Below are 19,346 nucleotides of genomic sequence, written 5' to 3'. Positions count from 1 at the left end.
GTCTTACCAGCGCAGCCGCGCGTGCCAGGCGCCGATGGCGGCTTCCATGGATGATCCGGCGTCTTGCAGCGGAATAACGATGCGAACGGTCACGGCTTTCCCCGGCTCCAGCGCCGGCGGCTGCCACTCCGGCGCGCGGCCGTTGCCTACACGCTTGAGAACCAGGTCGCTCGGAAGCAGGGTGATCGGCGCCGCGTCGCTCGCCAGCGTGACGCTGAGCGAGAGCGTCAGGATCGAGCTGCCGTTGCGCGTCGATACGTCCGCGCCGCTCGCGCGCACCGTCAGGTTTTGCCGCAGCAGCGCGGCGCGGGCAGCAGGCGCCGGAATGGTGAGCGTCAGCCGCCCGGGCAGCCCGCTCCCCCCACTCACTTCCCACCCGGCCACCTGCGATGCGGTCGCCGAGGGCACCAGGTAGGTAAGCTGCGTGCTTTTCTCGCCTGGGGTGCTGGAGGCGGGCGACCAGCGTGTGCCGTCGGGAAGAACCAGGGTTCCCTGTGGCGCATCAGGGAGCGCCACTGTCAGATCGACGCGCATGCGATCGGCAGGGATATTGGCCGGGTCAGTGTCCGATCCGGTCGTCGTCACCTGTGTGATGAGCCCCTCACGCAGGGGCTTCGTCGTCTCCGCCGACTGCAATGCCGCGCTGGCCAGCAGCTTCGGCGGCTTCTGGCCACAATTGGCGACGATCAGGTCGCGGGGCGTCGCGGTCGCGTTGTCATGCAGGATGTAGGAGCGCACGCTCGTCGTGCCGGTCAGTACGACCGTCTCACCTGGCTTCAGCGCGTCGATCTGCTTGTCGGTCAGGCACACGAGCGTCGGGTATCCGAGCGCCGCGCCGCTCACGCGGCCGCCGACCCCGCCAACAGCCAGGGATTGGATGTCCCAGAGCGGTGCGGACTGCGCCGCGACCGATCCGAGGGTTGGGCCGCTCGTCGTAGCAGTCTCGCCGCCGCCGAAGGCGTTAATCGCCAGGAGCGCCGCGCCAAGGAAGAACGCCGCCGCAATGCCGATGATAACCATGCGTCGCTTGCGCTCCGCCGCCGGATCAACGCCGCTGGCCGCCAGGTAATCGTCGTCGGTCGTGCCGGACGAGACGGTGCGGTAGTCGAACTCCACGAGCTGGCCCTCGAACCACACCAGCGCGTTTCCGTTCGCGAGGATGCGACCGTTCAGCTCCTCGTCGATGCGCTGAACGAGCCGCTCCATCACCTGCTCGACATCCGGCGGGGTCGCGCCTGCCTGGCGGGCCGCCGCCTCGGCGTCGCGCTGGGCGGCCTGACGGCGCTGCTCCAAAATAAGCGCCAGCTCCTGGCGCGTCGAAGCGTTGAGCTTGGCTTTGCGTATCGCCGGCGTGGCGTTGAGCGGCATCGTCAAATCGTCGATGCCGGCCTCGTCGGCCTGGCGCTGCGTCAGCTCATCTTTTTTCTCGGCGATGAAGGCGCGCCAGTTGCGCCAGGTGGTCTCCAGCGCGCGCAGAATCTGCGCCTGCGCCAGCTTGGTCGCGGATCGTGATCCCGCTGCACGTGTCATTGGCTTCCTCCCAGGGTTGCGGGCACGCGCACCGGTAGTTCCGTCGCGTCATTCGCAATATCAGTCTGTACTCCCAGCGCCGGGATACTCAGCACAAGCCGGGTTCCCGACGGAACGCTCGTCGACAGGGTCACCTTGCCCTCGGCATCGGTCACACCCTGAACCTGGACCGCCAGCGTCGCTGCCAGGCGGATCTCGACGCGCAGCGAGGCGAGCGGGGTTCCGCACGCGCGCTGATCCTTCGGAACCGCGGTGCATAGCTCGATCCGCAGGGCCCGCGCGACCGGACGTTCCGGCGTGTCCGCAGCCAGCGGTTCGGGATCGAGCTGTTCGATCGTCGCCGCGCGGTTGCCGGGAACCGCTGTTGGGTCGTTCCCGCTGCCGGCGTTCGCCGCTGGCGTCGCGCTGGTCGCGGCCCCACTGTTTACAGGACCGGTCCCGGTGGGAGTCGGACCGGCCGGCGTATTCAAGCCGCCGGCGACCTCAACCGCTTTGAGCGACGGCCCCCACATCCAGCCGAGCATCACTGCGCCTTCGGGTTGTACCTTGACCCAGCCACGGAAACTCTGGCCGAGCAATTTGACTTTGGTACCAGCCTCGTAGCTGGTCAGCTTGTCGCTGGGCTGCGGCGGCACCGCACCATACAGGTCGGTTTTTTGGGTCAGCTCGGCAATGCCGGTCACCGACGACTCAGGCGCGCCGGACGCAGCGGGCGCAGCGGCTGCGGCGGGCGCGGCCGTCGGGGCGGCTGCGGCCCCACCCCCACCAGCGGGCTCGCCGCCCTCCGGTGCCGGTGTTGGCGAGGGCATATCGCCCTGCGCGGCCATGACCGCGGCAACTGCCTTCATCTCAGGAGGTCCGACGATCAGGCGGTAACGGCCGGGCCGGCTGTCCGCGGGGGCGGGCGGGAGATCCTGGCGCGACGACGGCGCGACGACGATCAGGAGATCGCCATTCCAGTCCGGGGTCACGCGGACCTGGCTGCGCAGCGTCTGGCCCGCGACGAAATCATCGTTCGCGGCGATCGCGCGCCAGCCGGGCAGGACGCCCGGCGACTCCTGGGTCTGGGTGGGATCTGGTTTATATAAGGTTAAAACGGTGTCGACGCCGGCGCCCAGATCGTAGGTCAGCGCGGCCAGTGGGATACCGGCCTTGACGTTGACCAGCAGGAAGGTATGCCGGCCGGCGTAGCACGCGCCCGGGCGCTGGTCCGGGCAGATCATCGACATATCATAGGGCGCGGCCCAGACGATCCGCGCGGCGTGCGCGACATCGTAGGCATTGCCGATCACATCATCCTCGGTTGCGGTGGACGCCGAGCCGGCGCCCGAGGGTGTGGAGACGTTCGTCGCGCTGTTTGCTCCAATGCTGCGCGCGCTCATTGTGTAGGTCTTGCCGCGTACGTCCCCAGGGGCCTTGTTGACGACCTGGACCAGATACCAGGCGTCAGCATCTACCGTCACCGTCACCACCGCCGACGGATCGCCGATAGTCACATCGTCGTTCTGTCCGACCGGCTGCTCGGTCGCCCCGGCCAGGTAGACGGTCATCGACGGGTCGATGCCTTCGGTGGTGACCGCCGCGCTGATGCGGTATTGGCGGCCGCCCTTGAGCAGAAAGCTATAGACATCCGTGCTGCCGTTGACAAAGTTCAAATTTGCGACGTCCGTCTCGGTTGAGAGCGCGCAGGGCTGGTGAAGCGTGTGGTTGGGATGGCACGCGTCCGGGACGTAGCCCGGCGGCAGCGGCGTCGCAGTCGGCGCGCTGGTGGCCGTCGCTGGAACCGGCGTGGCGGTCCAGATGATCGGCGTCTGTGTCGCCGGTATAGGTGTCGCCGTCCAGATGATCGGCGTCTGCGTCGGGGCTGTCGTCGCGGTCGGCGACGGCGTCGGCGTGTCAGTCGCCGCTGTCTGCGCCAGCGCCGATCCGGCGCTGGCGGTGAATGACGCGTACAGGAAAGGCGCGGACACTGCCCCGAGGATAACGGCGGCGACAATCCCGAGCAGCGCCAGGCGTAAACGAATGCGAATCACGATGTACCTCCAGAGCCACCACGGGGGCCGTTACGGCGTCGATCCCGATTCTTCCATGGTCGTGCTTTTATGATCCGCGACGTGCCTGTCGCGGGGGACGATGTCTGTTCTGATCCCCCTAACCCTGGGGGAACCATTGACGGATTGAGCGGGCGAGCTGGCGTCTCGGCCGGTGGAACCGGGCGCTCTGCCGACCGCGCATGCGGCGGCACCATCGACGGATGCAGCGGCCCGGCGGGCGTAACCGGTTGTGGGTCCACCGCCGGAACCACACGCTGGCCGGCACCTGGTGTGGGCTGCGCGGCCGCTGGAGCCTGAACCGCGGCTGCGGGCGTTGCCGAGGGCGGCGTGACTGGCGGCACAGGCGCCTGAACCATCACCGGTTGCGCCGAAGCCGCCGAAGGTGGCGCGGCCGGCTGAACCGCCGGCGCGACCGGCGGAGTAGCAGGCTGAGCCACCGGCGTGGGCGCTGCGACCGGCTGGGCCGTCGCTGGTTGCGCCTGCACCATCGCCGGCTGGGCCGTCGCTGGTTGCGCCTGCACCATCACTGGCTGCCCGCTCGGGGCCGCGGCCGCTGGTTGCGCTTGCACCATCACCGGCTGCCCGCTCGGGGCCGCGGCCACTGGTTGCGCCTGCACCATCGCCGGCTGAGCCGTCGCTGGTTGCGCTTGCACCATCACTGGCTGCCCGCTCGGGGCCGCGGCCACTGGCTGGCTTGTCACCGCCGTGGCGGCGGGCGCGACGGTGGCCGTCGCGGCGGCGGCCTCACCAGATGGCGCCTGGACCATAACCGGCTGAGCCGTCGCTGGTTGCGCCGGCACCATACCCGGCGTTCCGACCACGATCTGCGGGGCTGGCGTCACGCCAGCGGGCGGCTGAGCGGCGATCCGGTTGTACTGTGCCTGGCTCCGCTGCATATAGTTCTGCGCCTGCGCGATCTGCTGTTCGAGCGCCTGCGCCGCCGCCGCATCGCCGCCATCGCGAAGCTGCTGCTGCTGAAGCGCCGCCAGCCGCGCGCTGCTCTGCTCGACATAAGATTGCCAGCCGCGCAGATCGGACTGGTAGCGCTCCTCGGGCGTTAATCCGCTGCTCGCCGCGAGTTGTTCAGCGCCGGGCGGCGGCACAAAGGCCAGGTCGTCGGAGGTGGCCGCGCTGGGTGAGAGCGAGACCGCGCTGGTCGCGGCAGGAGCTGGGGCCGAAATCCGAATCGCCGCGCCGCCCGCGCGATCGATGCTTGCCAGTGTCTTGCGATCGGTGACCATCTGGGCCCGCAGGGCATTGATCTGCTCGCTCAGCTTGCGCGCGTCGGCGAAGCGGTGCTCCTGGAAGGCCGTGTCGCGCTGCTCCATCAGCCCGCGCTCCTGGCGCTGCGCCTCCTGAATACGCTGGGTCAGCTCGATACGTCTGTCATCATCGGCCGTGCTCGGCGCCACCTCGCTATCCCCGTTCGGGTCGCGCACGTTCGCCGGGACGGTCAGCACCTTTCCTACCTCCAGGCCGTTGGCGGCGGCCGCATCGTCGCGGCTGATGTCGATCGCGCGGTTGCCGGCCGACAGCGTCACGCGGTGGCCATCGGTGCTGAGCTGGGCGCTCGCGATGGCGTGGCCGTTGACGGAAAGCTGGCCGCTCGCCGCGCGGCTGATGTCGACCTCCTGGAGGCCGATCGCCGGCGGCGCAGAGCGCTGGCTGCTCACGGCCGACGCGCCGACCGTGCCGTTGGCCGCCTCGACGGCCGCGGAGGGCACGCCGCGCAGGAAATCGATCCGCTCCTGGAGCTTCGGGATGGCCGCCATCTGTTTCGGATCGCCGCTCTTTTGGGCCTCGTCGATCTTGCGCTCCAGGCGGCTGATTTCCTGCTCGTCGACTTCCTTCTGTAGTTTGTCGGCCTTGTCCCAGGAGCCACGGTCGCGCGCCTGCTGGATGTTGCGTTTGGTAGATGCTGCCTGCCGATTCTCGATCTCGGTGTCGATCTCGTCCGTGCGGCGCAGCGCCCGGCCTTTCTCGTCGTCTGTGAGGTTAGGGGTCTTCAGGCGTTGCTCATACCACGTCGCCTCGTCCTCGCGGGCTCCGATCGCGCGCGCGTCCTTCTCGTCCTGCACCCAGCGCTCGACCGGTCCCATGGCCTTGTTCAACAGCAGCCGCTCGCCGGCCTGGGCGATCAGGTTGCCGCTGGTGCTGAACGCGAGCCGGCGGCGCATCTGCTGGAGGCCGGCCTCGACCAGCTCCCCAGTATTGCCGGTTGCCGCCGCCGCGCCGATGATCGCGCCATCTTTTGCCAGATTCCCAAACCCGCGCGCCAGCCCGCCGACCGCGGCGGGCGCCTGGCCCAGGGTCGCGGACGTGGAAACCATCGCCGCGCGCAGCGTCAGTATCGCACCGCGAATCTGGAAGATGTATACGACGAACATGCCGATGCTGATGCCGTTGACCGCCAGCGCGTTGCCGGTCGCTGCTGCCATCGCAACCAGGGACAGGCCGATCCCAACCCAGAACGTGGCCAGCCACGAGGCTTTGAGCGTCGCCAGCATGCCGTCGATCTGGGCCTTGAACATGCCCTCGGTCGGCAGGAACAGCGAGAACATCATCGAGATGACCAGCCCGAACCAGAGCGACGCCAGCGCCAGCGCGAAAGTCAGGTGCATCACCTGCTCCAGCACCGCGCCGACGGTGGGCAGCACTGCCTGCGCCTGGCGGGACAGCCCCATACGCGCGAGGATGGTCCGGCGCGCCCGTGCGTCCGCGTCCTCGTTGCTGATCTGATTGGTATCGATCTGGAAGGTGTTGACGAAATTGTCCGGCAGTGCCGGACCGGCTCCGCTCGGGCAGTGAATGTCATGGGCATCCGCGAACAGAAAGTTCGCCAGATAATCGTTCATGAACATCGACTGCGTATTGGTGCGCGTCAGGTCGACGCCCGGGCATGTATCGGCCCCATCGTAGATCGAGTGCGGCTGCTCGATCGTGTCGCCACGCGAGGATGCGCTGCCGACATAGAAGCCGAGCTGGGTCGTTGCATTACCCACGCTGGTCGCGCCGATCGATTGGAAGCCCTGGCCGACCATGATGCGGATCTGCTCCATGCCCGCCATCGCCTGGCTGCCGACCTGGAACAGAATGACCGCCAAAATGGCATTGCGGATACCCTTGCGCAGGTCGACCCAATCCAGCCGCACCACCGCCTGGAGCAGGAAGCTGACGGTAAACATGATCCAGGCGATACCGACCGCCATCCAGAAGGGGAATTTCATGCCCGCGATCGTCGCGTCGAGCGCTGTCCCGAGCACGTCGCTGATCAGCCACACTCGCAGCCCTTCGATCAGGCGCGCGAGGTAGAGCATGGAGCGGTTCCACGCCCACAGCGCCTCGCTGACCCCCACGATCAGTGAGTAGATGCCGACATCGACCGGGCACCCGACATCAAACGTATCGCAGGCCGACGCGCGGTGCGGGAACAGCGCCACGTACAGCAGGCCGAACAGGACGACCAGCCCTGCGGCGCGTATGATCAGGCTGGCATACAGCCGCTTCATCGAGCCCTCCGCCGCGCGGCCACGCCCCGCAGCCACAGCAGGGCGCCGATTGCCGCGGGAACGCCCAGGACGAGCACGACAACCCACCAGAACCAGGATGGCCTGCTCGACGTCGGGATTGGCGGGGTGCTGGCTATGACAGGCGCGGAGGCGCCCAATGGTGCTGCGCTCGACGGCGCCGCGGTGGGTGTGGCACTGAAGACTGCCGACTGCCCACCCTCGGCGACCGGCTCGACAAACAGCAGCGTGCCGGTCAGGCGCAGCGGCAGATGTGCCGTCTGTCCCTCGGTGAGCGGGATCGTCAAGCCGCCGCCGGGCGTGTTCTCATCCATCGTCATGGACTGCCCGGCGGCGGTGCGCGCGGCGACGATCCGCACGGACTTGGCATCCACACAGGACAGGGTCAGCAGGCCGTTGGCGTCCGTCGCCATCGTGCGCTGCGCGCCGTCGACGTCGATGTCGAAGGCGACGGCGGGAACCGGCTTGTCGTTCAGGTCGCGCACGCCGACTTCCAGCACCGTGGTGCCGCACGCGGCCGCGGGACGCGGGGCGAGCAGCGCCGCCAGAAGCGGCAGCACGAGTATCAGTACACTCATCCGTCTCATAGACCACCTCCCCGCGGCGGCCGGGTCACGACCACAAGATGCGATAGGTAATACGGGTTGCCGAGCACGTTCTTCGTTATCACCACCCCGGTCGGGTAGTTGGCGGCATGGATCATGTCGCCTTTGCCATCGCCGTCGAGATCGCCGGCGTAGAGCCCGACGTGGGTGATGCGCGCGCCGCTGTTCTGCGCGTTAATGGCGCTGAACAGCATGAGATCGCCGGGTCGAATATCACTGACCTGCACCGGCGCGTAGTTCTTCTGGTTGGCCGTGCCCTGCCCGATCGGCAGATTATTTTCCTTGTAGACAAACCAGGTGAGGCCCGAGCAGTCGAAGCAGGGGTAGCTCGCGCAGGCCGGCGTGACCTGCGTCGGCCCACCGCCGTAGCCGTTGCACGGCGAGAAGCCTTTGCCGCCCCAGCAATATTGGACGCCCACATACTTCAGGGCCGTCGCTACAATCGCGTCAGCGCCGGGCGGGGCCGCCACACCGCTGAACTGGCGCGGCGAGGAGGAGTAGACCGCTGCCCAGGTGCCGTCAAAGCCGCACTCGGGCGCGCGCCCCGGCGTAAAGTGCAGCCGCAGGCCGTTGGCGCTGCTGGCGCCGGGCTGGTCGAGCTGGATGTCGATCGAGCCGACATTCCCGTCAGGCGCGATGATCGGGATCTCCTGGATCGTGGCGCCCGGCGGCAGCGCCTGCGCCAGCGTCGCGGGATCAATGCCGGCGAGCTGGGCGGCCCGATCGCTGTAGCGCCACTCGCCGCCCGTCAGCCGCCCATCGCCGCGGCTGATCGCCGTCAGGACGAGCTGGCGCATGGGCGTAAACGGGAACGACCCCCCGTAGTTGCGCCACTCCAGGCGAATCCGGTACAGCCGCTCGCCCGCATCCAGCCCGGTGGTGTCCGAGCCGGCGACGTCGACCCGCACGTCCATCGACCGCCAGTTGACGATCTGGCCGATAAAAAAGGCGGTCTGCGACTGAAAGCCCGAGCCTTTGGTGTAAGGCGTGGGCCGCGGCGGTGGGCGGTTTCCAATGCCGTACTCGCGTTCGTACGGGTCGGTCTCCCGATACTTCGGTACCGGCGTGCCGAGATCGTTGTTCTCAGTGCCGTCCTCGACCTCGATCGGCGGCAGTGGAGTCGCGGTCGGGCACGCCCAGCGCGGGATGTCGCTCATGGAGGCCAGCGCAATGGGCGTCCCGTTGGCGTCGCGGACAAATGTGCCGCCCGCGCCGCACGCCAGCAGCAGCAGCAGCACGGGGAGCAGCGCCAGCACCACGAGCAGGCGGCGGTTGCGCGAGCTGCGTAGGTTGGCGAAGGCGGAATAGTGCGATGTCACAGCTTTCTCACGAACAGCGGCGCGGCGGATCACGATTCAGCATCCTTGAGCAGTCCCGGCAAGACCAGCGGCTGCACATAGACACGTTGCTGGGAATTTTGCGGGTCCACGCCCAACAAAACGTGCGCGCGGCCGTCCGGCGTCCCATAGAGGCGCGACCGAAACCCGACCGGGCCAAGCGTCGGCGGGCGCTCGGTATCGACCGTCTCCGGGCTGACGCCGTAGCGCCACAGGGGAACGGTCACATCGGCCAGCGCGCGAATAGCGTACATGGTGGTGAAGGTGCGCGGCTTGCGCCCGCCATCCATCTCGGTCCAGCTCACCGCGAGCTGGTCGGTGACCGCGTCGTACACCACCCACGGGTCGAAGCCTGCGCGAGGGCTGCCCTCGCCCTGGTTCTCGAACGCGCGCCCGTTCATGTTGTGCTGCGCAATACGCTCCTCCTGGCCCCACGTGACGCCGCCGTCGAGGCTCACGGCCGCGAACACGCCGCCACGCGCGTACTGCCCCCAGGTGAGGGCGACCAGGCCGGGGCCGCGCGGGGCTACGACCATGGTCATGGTGAAGATGGTTTCGGGCGAGAGATATTGCGCCACCGGCAGCGCCGACCGGTTCCACGCGAGGCCGTCCAGGCTGGTGTAGAGCGTGATCGCATTGTCGGTCTGGATAGCCACAAAGCGCTTGACGCGCCCGTCGTCCTGCGGCAGCAGGCCCAGCGCGCCGCGGTAGTGCATACCGCCACCTGCTGGGGTAGTCATACGCCAGAAGGTCTCGTTTGGCGCGCGGTATGCGTAGCCAATCTGCTTGCCGGCGACGCCGCCCAGGCGGTAGAGCAGATGCAGGCCGCCGTTCGGATCGGCTGCGAGCGCGATCACGGCGCCGCTCTGCGACTCGCCGCTGACATCGGTCGCGGAATCGTCGGCGGGCTCGGGCGTGGCAGTCGCGGCCGGGTCGGCGGTTGGACTTGGGCCGGGGGTAGGGGTCGCCGTCGGCGCGCCGCCCGGAAACTCCTCCGGTGGGGCGGCATCGGCGTCGACGCCATCCAGCGCCGCTGGCAGCGACCAGGTCAACCCATCGTCGTGGCTCTCGACGAACTGCACCTGCCGGTCATCCGAGCGCCCCATGCCGTACACGACGTAGACCGTGCCATCATACCCGATCGTCGTCGCCAGACCCGCATAGGGGGCCTTGCCGATAAACCCGGTGTTGACCGTCTGGAGCGGGTTCCAGGTGCCATCGGCGCGCTGGACTCTGACCCACACCTGGCCGTCCTTCGAGTCGTCAAACGTCGACCCGTTGGCGATCCAGGCCACCGCGACGGTGTGGCGAACGGGATGGATCGCCAGGGTGCGAAACCATGCGCTGCCGGCCTGATTGCCGACTTCAGCCGGGCCGCCGACCACAGACGCCGGAACGGGCGTGCGCGGCGGGCGCGGCGTGAGTGTCACCGTGGGCTTGGGCGTAACGGTTGGGGTGAGCGGCGCGGGTGTGCAAGTCGGGTACGCGACGCCGGTCGGCGACGGTGTCGCCGTGCCGTAGCGAACGTACGGCGTGCGGGTTGGCGCCGGCTGATCATAGCCATACGGCCAGCAACCGCCACTAACGGCGGTTGCGCGCTGCTGATCCACTGTCAAAGGGGCCTGGCATGCGGCGAGCAGTCCTGCCAACAGCAGCGGAATGATGAAGATGATCGACGGACGGCGCATACCACAATCGTTTCGAGGCCCATGTCATAGGGCGAGCTGCAATAATTCGGCCCACAGGTGACCTGGACTCAGAGTAGCAGTTAAAAAGGGGTTTGTATCGCCGCGACTGTGCCACTTTTGCGCCCCCCCGTCCTAGTCGCAGGCGGTACTCTTGGGGGATGCTGGGCGATCGTTATAGTTGGAATCAGTTCAACGCCGTGAGAATTGGTAGGTGGAGCGGCGTAGGCAGGCGTTCACGGGGGATTACGCGCGCAGGGAGGTGGCGTCGGTGGCGGCCAAGCTCTGGCCGAGGTGGGTGAGGGCGGCGATCATCGAGGCGACCAGCTCCTCGCGGCGCACGCGCCATTCATCTGCCGCGGTACCGTCGGCAGCCCTCCGGCGCATTTTTGATAGGCGCTCTGGGTGGGCTGGAAGCCTTTTTTCGCAACTCACGAAATCAGATTTCCAGCCCACCGTTTCCGCGTCTAGCGATCGCCGCCGCGCTTCACCCAGCGCAGCGCCGCCTGCCGGTCGAGCGCCGCCGTCGGCGGCAGCGCCTCGGCGGGCCTGGCGGGCGGCAGCGGCGCTCCGAGGCGTGGAATGATCGGCTCGGCCACGGTCACCACCGGCTCCGGTTGAAGGTCGTCGAGCAGCCCAGGCCCGGCAGGCGCGCTGGGCGGCGTGCTGAAAACGTCGTCCACGGGCGCAGGCTGCGCCATAAGCATCGGGGATGGCGCGGTGCTCGTCGCCGATGGCATGGCCAGACTGGAGGCGAACAGGTCGTCGTCCGGGGGCAGGAATGCGCCAGTGCCGCTGGCACCAGACGATGAAGCGCGCGCATCAGCGGCCACGGGCTGGGCCGCCGCACCGGGCGCAAACAGGTCGTCACCCGCGTCCAGGAACGCCCCCGCACCACTGGCGCCGGCGAACGGTCCTGCGGATGGCGCGCTCGTGAACGATTCCGCGGCCGGGCGGGGCGCGCTCTGTGCGATCGCAGCGTCATCATCAAGCAGCGGCTGCACCTCGATCGGGCCCAGGTTGAGGCTGAGCCCTGCCTGCGCCGGGGCGTTGCTTGCGGCCCCAGCCTTACCCCCGCCGCGTTTCGGCAGGCTGAATTTCCGGCCCGCAGCGGGCTTCGGCGTTTTCACGGGAGATGCGCCGCCGCGCCGCCGGCGCAGCAGAAACGCGCCGCCACCTGCAATGGCGACAAGCGCCAGAACAGCGATGACGATTGGCATGAGCGGCAGGCCGTCGACAAAGGTTGTCCTGGCGCGGCTCTGGGCCTGCTGGTCGGCTGTGGCCGCGGCCGGTGCGCCGCTTGCCGCCGGGGCCGCGGTTGGCGCGGGCGGGCTGGTTGGCGCTGCCGCCGTCGGCTGCTGCGCGCTCGTCGTGGCCATCAGCACCGCGTTATCCGCTGCGGCGGTGATGGCAACACCAGCGTCACGCACGCGTGTGAGCGTCTGCACCTGGCCATCCGTCAGCGGCACGGAAACGCCCGCATCATTGACCGATGCGACCTTCAGGCCGCGGATTGAGCACAGCCCTGAGTCCAGCAGGCCGCTAGAGGCCGAGCAAAGCTGCTGCATTTCCCCGCCCTGCGCGGAAAACGACAGGATGATCGGCGTCCCCTGCGCGATCTGGCCGGGCTCCGGGAACACGCTGGCGGCGACGACAATCGCGCGATCGGCGAGCGTGACGGTGCTGCTCTGCGCGACCTCCGTGGGCGCCGCGCTGACGGGGACGCGCTCTGCGTCGACGCCTTGCGGCGCGGCCGCGGCGGCGGCAGGCCGTCCAATCGGCTCAGGGGTGGTGTTGATATAGGATGGGCGCGATGGGCGGTACATGGCCAGGCCACCCACGACCAGGCCCAGTATCAGGATCGCGCCGCCGATAATCAGTGTTAGTCCACGAGGCATACGAGAAGCTGTCCTTTCAGTGTGTGGGCGCGTCGCCCGGCGGGGTCACCTCTGGGCCATACAATGCGAGGCCAGTCGATGGCGTGTAGCGCGACACTACGGTATCTTGATGTAGGAGATGTCCATTTGGGGCGGTGACCGCGCGTGTGCGCGTGATGACCATCCCCCCACTGCCGCGTGAGACCCACTTCACAGCACCATCGCCGAGCGAGCTGTCTAAGCGCCACTCTGGCGCGGGCGGGTCGGTTCGATTGGTGTAGACCGGGTCGGAGACGACGACCTTCCGGCCGTCAGAGACGCCCCAGAGCGTAATAACGAGCTTCCCACCCGATGCCGCGGCGGTCACCGTAATGGGGAAGGGCGAGTCGTTGCGCCAACGCATATCGAGCGATGGCGTGAATACCGCCGCGTCAAGCCCCGGATCGTTCTGAAACGCGCGCAGGTAGAGGCTGTGGTTGCGCTGCGACAGGATCTCCATGCCGGCGTAGAACGCGGCGCGGTAGAGCCCGGTCGAGACCATACAGATTCCCCCGCCGATATTGTCGTTGACGACCGCGCCGCCGACCACGGCCTGGCCGCCCTGATACCCGGTCGCCGCCGAGACTTCGCCGACGACGCCCAGGTAGGAGAGGCTATAGCCCGGGTATACCACCAGCCCGTCGAACTGCGCGGCTGCCAGCTCGATATTGGTTCCTTCAGGCGTCTGCGGAGCGTAGGAGAGGTGCGACTCGCCGAGGACGACGATCGGCCTGGCCCGCTCACGAAACTCCTGAGGCAAGCGCTGCGCATACAACGTTCCGAGCGCGCCAATGCGCGGTTTGCCGTCGCCGCCGTTCCCGATCGGCAAATACTCCAGGCGTACACGCTCAAAATACTGCACGAGCATGGGCGTTCCATCGACCTGCTCGATAAATTCTTCGGAAATAGGGTTGCCAAAGAGCGCTATGCCGCCTTCTTGCTCCCAAAACGCGCGCAGCACGCCGCCCATGGAGTGACCGCTCTCAGGGATCAGGAGTCGATCGGACGGGACGGCGGCGGGCTTCTGGAAGGGCATATCGGTGCGCCCCTCGGTGAGCAGCGCGCCAAGCCTTGCGAGGGTCATCGCACCATCCGGGTGCAGCTCCAGGCGCGCGCGCTCGAAATACTGCACAATCAAGCCATCCTCGGTCAACTGCTCCGTGATCGGTTTACCGAAGATCGACGCTCCCCCATTCGCGTCATAAAATGCCTGGAACGGTCCGGCCAGGTTATGCCCGGCATCCTCAACATAGCGTGAGGGCGCGCCGAGCGGCGCGTTGGCCGTGGCGTTCAGCAGGGCACGCGCCTCGGCATGCGCGACGGGACCAGCGGGCGACGTGGCTGAGCTAGTCGTCATCATCGCGATCAGCGCCAGCAGGGGCGCGATCAGCAAATACAGGGCACGTGGCGAGGTCATATATCCTCTGGGTGCTAAGTCAAGCGAAACGAAAATGGTCCCAGGTTCACATCGACATGGGCGGGTGCGCACTACGCGCCAAGGTTCATCAGCACGCTTCCGCCGCCGGTCATTACGAACAGCAAATTACCCAGGATGCCGATGACCAGGCTGATCGCCACAGTCAAAAGCAGGTACATGGTGCGCCGCTTGAGCATCCGGGTGAACTCATCACGCAGCACCTGCTCCAGGGTCGCCTGCTGCGCACTCAGCACTGCCTGCGGGTCGGTTCCCTCGGCCTCGGAGGTTGCCAGCGCGTCGGTGACGTCGATCAGCTCGATGCAGCCCCGCGCGCGCGCCACGACTCGCAGCGCGTCAAACGGTCGAATATAGCGATCGCGCGTCATCTTGACCGCATCCCCGACAACCGCCTGCATGAGCGCGCGCTTTTTGAGCGGCTTCTCGATGTAGCGCTCCAGGATGACCATCGGCGAGTCACCCCCGGCGAGGCTGACCTGAATATACGAGACCAGGCCCGGCGTGAGCTGGCGAAGACGGCGCGCGGCTTTCTGCGCCTCGACGATTGGCCTGCGCGGGATAACCACGCCAATGTAGAGATACACGCCGATCGCCAGCATAAACAGCAAATTGCGATACCCGGCCGCCGAGCCGGAGATCAAGGCGATCAGGATCAGGATGAACGCAAGCGGAATACCCGCAATCTGTCCGATCAGCAGACGGCCGCTCATCTCTGAGTGGTTGGGGAGCACCCGCACGCCGAACGCGGCCCAGCGGGAGCGCTCCAGACGGGTCAGCCCGAACGCGGCGACCATCGCCCCCGCGAGACTGAGGGCGAAGTATGGCGCGGAACTTGAAACCAGAAAATCCATAGCTATCTCCCGAAAACCACCAGGCCGGCGATCGGCGGCGCGTTTGCGGCGCGCCTACCACTGGCCTTGGTGGCAAAAAAGCTCAACAACATCAGTAATCCATGTCGTCTGCTTGCGACAGCAGCACGCCGGCGACCAGCGGGCTGAGCAGCGCGGCGATGACAATCGCTCCCACGATCATACCCAGTGGGCCGGTGTAGGCGCGCTGCATGCGCTCGCTCTGCGTGAAGAACAGATACGCCGCCATAAACAGGCCCGCGCCGCCGACCGCCAGGCCGGAATAGCGCATCTGCGACAGCTCGGTGTTGGCCTGGCTGGCGCGCTGCTCGGAGTGTTGCAGCGCAGCGTAGGCGGCGTCGACGCGCCGGACCAGCACGTCAAAGGTCTGCGTCAACGCGACCTCCAGGTGCTGCAAGAAGCTGGCGTGCCGTGCCGAGGGCGTCTGCGCCGCCAGCGCCGCCACAACCTCCTGGGGGGTCGCCAGGCTGCCGCTCTCAAGCGGCACGCCCATGCGGTCGACAATAAACTGCCACTCGGCCTTGAGCGGCCCGTCCGGCAGATCCAGGAGCACCTTGCCGAGCGCGCCCTGAATGCCCTGCCCGCTGCGGAGCTGCGCGCCCAGGCGCCCAACCGCCGCGACCAGGTTCTTATCCAGACGATTCCGGTAGCGGGCTTCCAGGATGCGCTGCGCCAGGTAGATCAGGCCAGCTGTCAAAGGCCCCGCGCACAGCAGCGCCAGGAACATCGGTATCACCTTGAGCAGCGCGACCAGTACGACGAGCGCACAGCCCAGGCAGATGGACAGAAACTGGGTCTCGCTGACGACCGGAGGAGTCCACAGCAGCGCGGCTTCGACCGGAAAGCTCGGGGCCGGGGTCATCATCTTGGTGATGTGGACGATCAGGCCCTTGCTGAAGCCGGCGTGTAAAATCAGCCCGAACAGGAGCAGGCCGGCGATGGTGAGAAAGATTGGCGTCGAAACGGCCAGCCACGCGCTCTCCGGGTGGGTCAGCGTGGTATCAGTATAATTGGTGATATTCATTGCGATCCTCGTTGCTGCTCTGCTATCAATGCCTGCTCCAGCGCAACGCGTTGAGACTTGAGCGTGTCAAGCGCCGCCTGCGCACCCTCGCCGCGCTGGACCATCATCCCCATCGCCTGCTCGCGCACGCGCAGCAGGGTCAGCAGGGTTGGCCGCGACAGCTCCATCTCGGCCGCGTTGAACGGCTGAAGCAGCTCCAGCGCGTTGCGGGCCTGGCCGATCGCCAGCGCCGCCTCGGCGTCAGTGCGCGCTTGGCGTGCCTGCTGCTCGCGCTCCAGGCCGGTCTTCACCCGCTGGAGCAGCCGCGCCCAGCCGCCGGTCGGCATGGCCGCCGCGGCGCGCGCGACGTCGGATGCGAGCTGCTCGTACGCCTGGCGAGCCTCGATCCAGCTCCGCTGCTCGACCAGTTGCTCCAGGCGTGTGCGCAGCAGCTCGGACTCGCGGATCAGCGAGGTGAACAGTGTGGGCGCCTGGGCCAGGGCTTTCTGAGCGGCCAGCATAAGCCGCTCGTCACGCCGCTGCTGCCAGGCGTTGCGGAGCGTGTTCATCGCGCGATCGGCCTCCCCTGAGGCCAGCATGCGCTCAGCACGCGCGATCGCGTCCTGGGCGTTGTCCAGCGTCGTCCCGACCGTCGAGCGCACCGCCGTCTGCGCGCGGGCGCGCAGGAGCTTGTCGCGGAGCTGCTGGGGCGTCCGATCGCTGCCCTCTACCCATTCCAGCCGCCCGCCGACGGCGCGCGCCTTCATCTGCCAGGCGATCTCGCCGTCCGGCCGCACGTCGACTTTGGCCAGCGAGATCATATTCGGCCGGAGCCGGTCGCCGTCACGGGCGGTGCCGTCGATCAACGCAATCTCGGTCACCAGGCGCCTGCCGACCGCCTCCCAGAAATCGACCTTGATCACCACGTCGAAGCCCGAGCAGGCGTCGCGCAGCGCGTCCTCATACCGGCCCTCGTACATATAGGAGTCCGGCATCGTCGCGCAGGTGACAAACCGCTCGACCGCTTCCTGTGGCGTTTTCGCGTGAATAGTTGTCATAACGGCGTGGTCCGACATCACGACCGAAAGGATCGCGCCGGCCTCCTGGGCGCGAGTTTCACCCGGGATGACCACATCGGGTGTCTGGCGCAGCGCCTGGTAGGCCACGCTGCCGAAGACCTTGCGGTCGCGCGAAGCGTCGACCAGCTCGCGGGTCCAGTTGGCCGCGCGGCGGATGCCGATCTCTAGCGTGTGATCTTCAATGGTGATCACGTGCGGCTCGCCCGGGATCGTGTTCGCCAGCGCCTCCAGCAGGCCAGTCTTGCCGCTGCCGGTGCGGCCGGCGATAATCACCGCGCAGCGCGCGCCGACCAGCAGCTTGAGCAGCTCGGCAATCTCCGTGTTGATCGTCCCGCGCGACAGAATGTCGTCGAGATCCCACGCCTCGCGGCGCCCGCGCCGGATACAGACGAGCGCGCCGTCCACGTCGGGGATGCGCGGGTAGATCGTGACGTGCATACGCGTGCCGTGCGCGATTGGCAGCGTCTCCTGGGGGTGCTCGGAGTCGAGCCGGACGCCCAGGATACTGGCCAGCAAAATAGCGCGGGTTTTCACCTCGGCCTTGGTGTTGAAGCGCTCCGGCACGGTCACAAAGCCGTGCCCGGCCTCCTGGACCATGATCGACTCGTTATTGATCTTGATCTCGGTGACCCGCTCGTCGTCGAGGTAGCGCTGGGCCGGGCCCCAGCCCAGGGTCTGGGCAAAGAGCTGGATCAGCGTCTCGTGATCGTTGGGCACGCGCGCCAGAGGGCCGCTGCGCTGGCGCTGCTCCTGGATAGCCGCTCTGAGCACCATGAGCACCTCGGCGTTGCGCTCGGCCGCCGGCGCGAACGGGTCCAGGAACTGGGGCCGCTCGCGAAACGCCGCCGAGAGCACGTCGCGCACGGATTGCAGGACGGCGGTATCTCCCGCCGCCTGCTCGCGCGCAAGGGTCTGCGCTCCGTTCCCCACAACCGCCGATAGGCCGCTCTCTTCTTCAGCCGTGTCGAGAATTGAGCCGGCCGCCGCGCCCCTACGCGGCGTGTCCATGACCGAGAAGAAACTATTCGTCATGAAGCGCCTCCATACGCGGCGGTGCTCTGCGCGGCATTCTTCGGCTTCTTATTGCCAAACAGCCGCTGGAAGGCCGATGCCTTCGGCATTGGCAGCGGCGGCTTCAGCCCGACCTGCTGGCAAAGGTTCTCGACGACCTGGTGGACGCCGATCGAGAACTTGCTATAGGGCTTGAGGTCGAGCGGGCAGACATAGCGATCCTGGTCCTCATCGGCCGCGCTGAGTAGATGCGGGTCACGCGGCAGCGTGCCGATCGTGCGCACCCGCGGGAAGCGCTGCGCGAACAGCGGCGCGATGGCGGGGATGGTGACCGTGACACCCTTCTCCGGCTCCATAAAAAGGAGCAGACAGTGGTCGGTCATGTCGCGGCCGGCGACGGCCTGCTCGAACACCACCAGCGCTTTGCCGGTTCCCTCGCGCTCTTTGCGGCCCGGAGGGCTGGGGAGCACGACATAGCCGCCGTCGCGCGCCGCCAGCAGCGCGTAGGGGCGCTTTTTGATCTCGGGGCCAGTGTCGACCAGCACGACATCGTAGCCTTCGATAGCGCGCACCGCCTGCATCAGCGCCATCCACTGCTGGCGCTGCATGTCGGCCGGGTCGACCGTCTGCTCGCTGCCGAGCAGGAAGTCGATGCCAGAGGCCGCGTGCTTGTAGATGTAGCGCCGCACGTTCTCAGGAGTCCAGGCATTGGGCCCGTCCTCCTGGATATGCAAATAGGTCGGGAAGCCGCTCGGGATGCGAAACGTCGGCACGATACCGCTGTTGGAGAGGTCGCCGTCGACGACTAGCACGCGCAGGCCGCGCCGCTTGAACCCCTCCGCCAGGGAGGAGACGACCACGGTCTTGCCGATACCGCCCTTGGCGCCGGCGACCGCGATCACCGTCTGCTGCACCGCGGCGCGCTTGCGCACGCCGAGCTGGCCGCCGATCCACGCGGAGATCTCGTGGGCGCCGCGGCCGTCGGTGATCGGCAATCCGGCGTCGACAAAGTCGGCCATCCGGTTCAAGCCGATGCCCTGCAAACCGATCAGCACCGTCACCTGCCGCGCGCGCGCGGCCTGGATAAAGTTCCACAGGTCATCGATGTTCCTGCTAGCCGAATCCTCGATGTACACCACTTGCGGCGGGCGATCACTGGTAATGAGCCGCGCCGCGAAATCGATCGCGCCACTTCCGATATTCACGCCCTCATAGGCAGATAGGGCCTCGCTTAGGCCCGGGGTGGCGCTCACCAAAAAGACTTCCAAGCCACCTGTGCTCATAATCGTCCTTGC

General features: G+C 67.5%; 13 protein-coding genes. 1 reads left to right on the top strand and 12 read right to left on the bottom strand.

All coding sequences use genetic code 11. From position 1 onward, the window contains the following. Nucleotides 1-3 precede the first annotated feature (3 nt). The 6 genes from M1P90_RS35025 to M1P90_RS35000 are packed head-to-tail and all read right to left on the bottom strand — an operon-like array spanning nucleotide 4 to nucleotide 10,297. Nucleotides 4-1,530: a hypothetical protein gene (locus M1P90_RS35025; protein ID WP_483705576.1), complete on the bottom strand. Its 1,527-nt coding sequence runs from the start codon at nucleotides 1,528-1,530 to the stop codon at nucleotides 4-6. Further along, entirely contained in the window at nucleotides 1,527-3,563 is a 2,037-nt protein-coding gene (locus tag M1P90_RS35020; protein ID WP_483705574.1) for a hypothetical protein, read from the bottom strand. The genes M1P90_RS35025 and M1P90_RS35020 overlap by 4 nt, the downstream gene beginning before the upstream one ends. Then, nucleotides 3,560-7,093 carry a hypothetical protein gene (locus tag M1P90_RS35015; RefSeq protein ID WP_483705572.1) on the bottom strand — a complete coding sequence of 1,178 codons (3,534 nt, stop codon included), beginning with the start codon at nucleotides 7,091-7,093 and terminating at the stop codon, nucleotides 3,560-3,562. The genes M1P90_RS35020 and M1P90_RS35015 overlap by 4 nt, the downstream gene beginning before the upstream one ends. Beyond that, nucleotides 7,090-7,698: a hypothetical protein gene (locus tag M1P90_RS35010; protein WP_483705570.1), complete on the bottom strand. Its 609-nt coding sequence runs from the start codon at nucleotides 7,696-7,698 to the stop codon at nucleotides 7,090-7,092. Before M1P90_RS35010 ends, M1P90_RS35015 begins: the two co-directional genes overlap by 4 nt. Next, nucleotides 7,695-9,068 (bottom strand): C40 family peptidase, encoded by a 1,374-nt coding sequence (locus M1P90_RS35005; protein ID WP_483705568.1) that lies wholly within the window; start codon nucleotides 9,066-9,068, stop codon nucleotides 7,695-7,697. The genes M1P90_RS35010 and M1P90_RS35005 overlap by 4 nt, the downstream gene beginning before the upstream one ends. Continuing rightward, nucleotides 9,065-10,297 (bottom strand): hypothetical protein, encoded by a 1,233-nt coding sequence (locus M1P90_RS35000; protein WP_483705566.1) that lies wholly within the window; start codon nucleotides 10,295-10,297, stop codon nucleotides 9,065-9,067. Before M1P90_RS35000 ends, M1P90_RS35005 begins: the two co-directional genes overlap by 4 nt. 112 nt (nucleotides 10,298-10,409) lie before the next feature. On the opposite strand from M1P90_RS35000, the gene M1P90_RS34995 reads away from it, so the two are divergent. Next, nucleotides 10,410-10,574 (top strand): hypothetical protein, encoded by a 165-nt coding sequence (locus tag M1P90_RS34995; protein ID WP_483705564.1) that lies wholly within the window; start codon nucleotides 10,410-10,412, stop codon nucleotides 10,572-10,574. A gap of 631 nt (nucleotides 10,575-11,205) precedes the next feature. Here the strand turns inward: M1P90_RS34995 and M1P90_RS34990 are convergent. From M1P90_RS34990 to M1P90_RS34965, 6 genes are all read right to left on the bottom strand, one after another. Continuing rightward, entirely contained in the window at nucleotides 11,206-12,636 is a 1,431-nt protein-coding gene (locus M1P90_RS34990) for a hypothetical protein (RefSeq protein ID WP_483705563.1), read from the bottom strand. Between the two features lie 16 nt (nucleotides 12,637-12,652). Beyond that, nucleotides 12,653-14,011, bottom strand: a complete 1,359-nt coding sequence (locus M1P90_RS34985; protein WP_483705562.1) for a VanW family protein — start codon at nucleotides 14,009-14,011, stop codon at nucleotides 12,653-12,655. Between the two features lie 131 nt (nucleotides 14,012-14,142). Then, nucleotides 14,143-14,940 (bottom strand): hypothetical protein, encoded by a 798-nt coding sequence (locus tag M1P90_RS34980; RefSeq protein ID WP_483705560.1) that lies wholly within the window; start codon nucleotides 14,938-14,940, stop codon nucleotides 14,143-14,145. Between the two features lie 91 nt (nucleotides 14,941-15,031). After that, nucleotides 15,032-15,982 carry a hypothetical protein gene (locus tag M1P90_RS34975; protein WP_483705558.1) on the bottom strand — a complete coding sequence of 317 codons (951 nt, stop codon included), beginning with the start codon at nucleotides 15,980-15,982 and terminating at the stop codon, nucleotides 15,032-15,034. Beyond that, nucleotides 15,979-18,072 carry an ATPase, T2SS/T4P/T4SS family gene (locus tag M1P90_RS34970; protein WP_483705556.1) on the bottom strand — a complete coding sequence of 698 codons (2,094 nt, stop codon included), beginning with the start codon at nucleotides 18,070-18,072 and terminating at the stop codon, nucleotides 15,979-15,981. Before M1P90_RS34970 ends, M1P90_RS34975 begins: the two co-directional genes overlap by 4 nt. Then, the gene (locus M1P90_RS34965) at nucleotides 18,069-19,334 is read right to left on the bottom strand and encodes an AAA family ATPase (protein WP_483705554.1); all 1,266 of its coding nucleotides are present in this window, start codon (nucleotides 19,332-19,334) and stop codon (nucleotides 18,069-18,071) included. The genes M1P90_RS34970 and M1P90_RS34965 overlap by 4 nt, the downstream gene beginning before the upstream one ends. Nucleotides 19,335-19,346: the final 12 nt, after the last annotated feature.

The organism is Kouleothrix sp. 19917 (genome assembly GCF_057073505.1).
The sequence above is the reverse complement of the archived record's forward strand: the minus strand, read 5'-3'. Positions and strand labels throughout refer to the sequence as shown.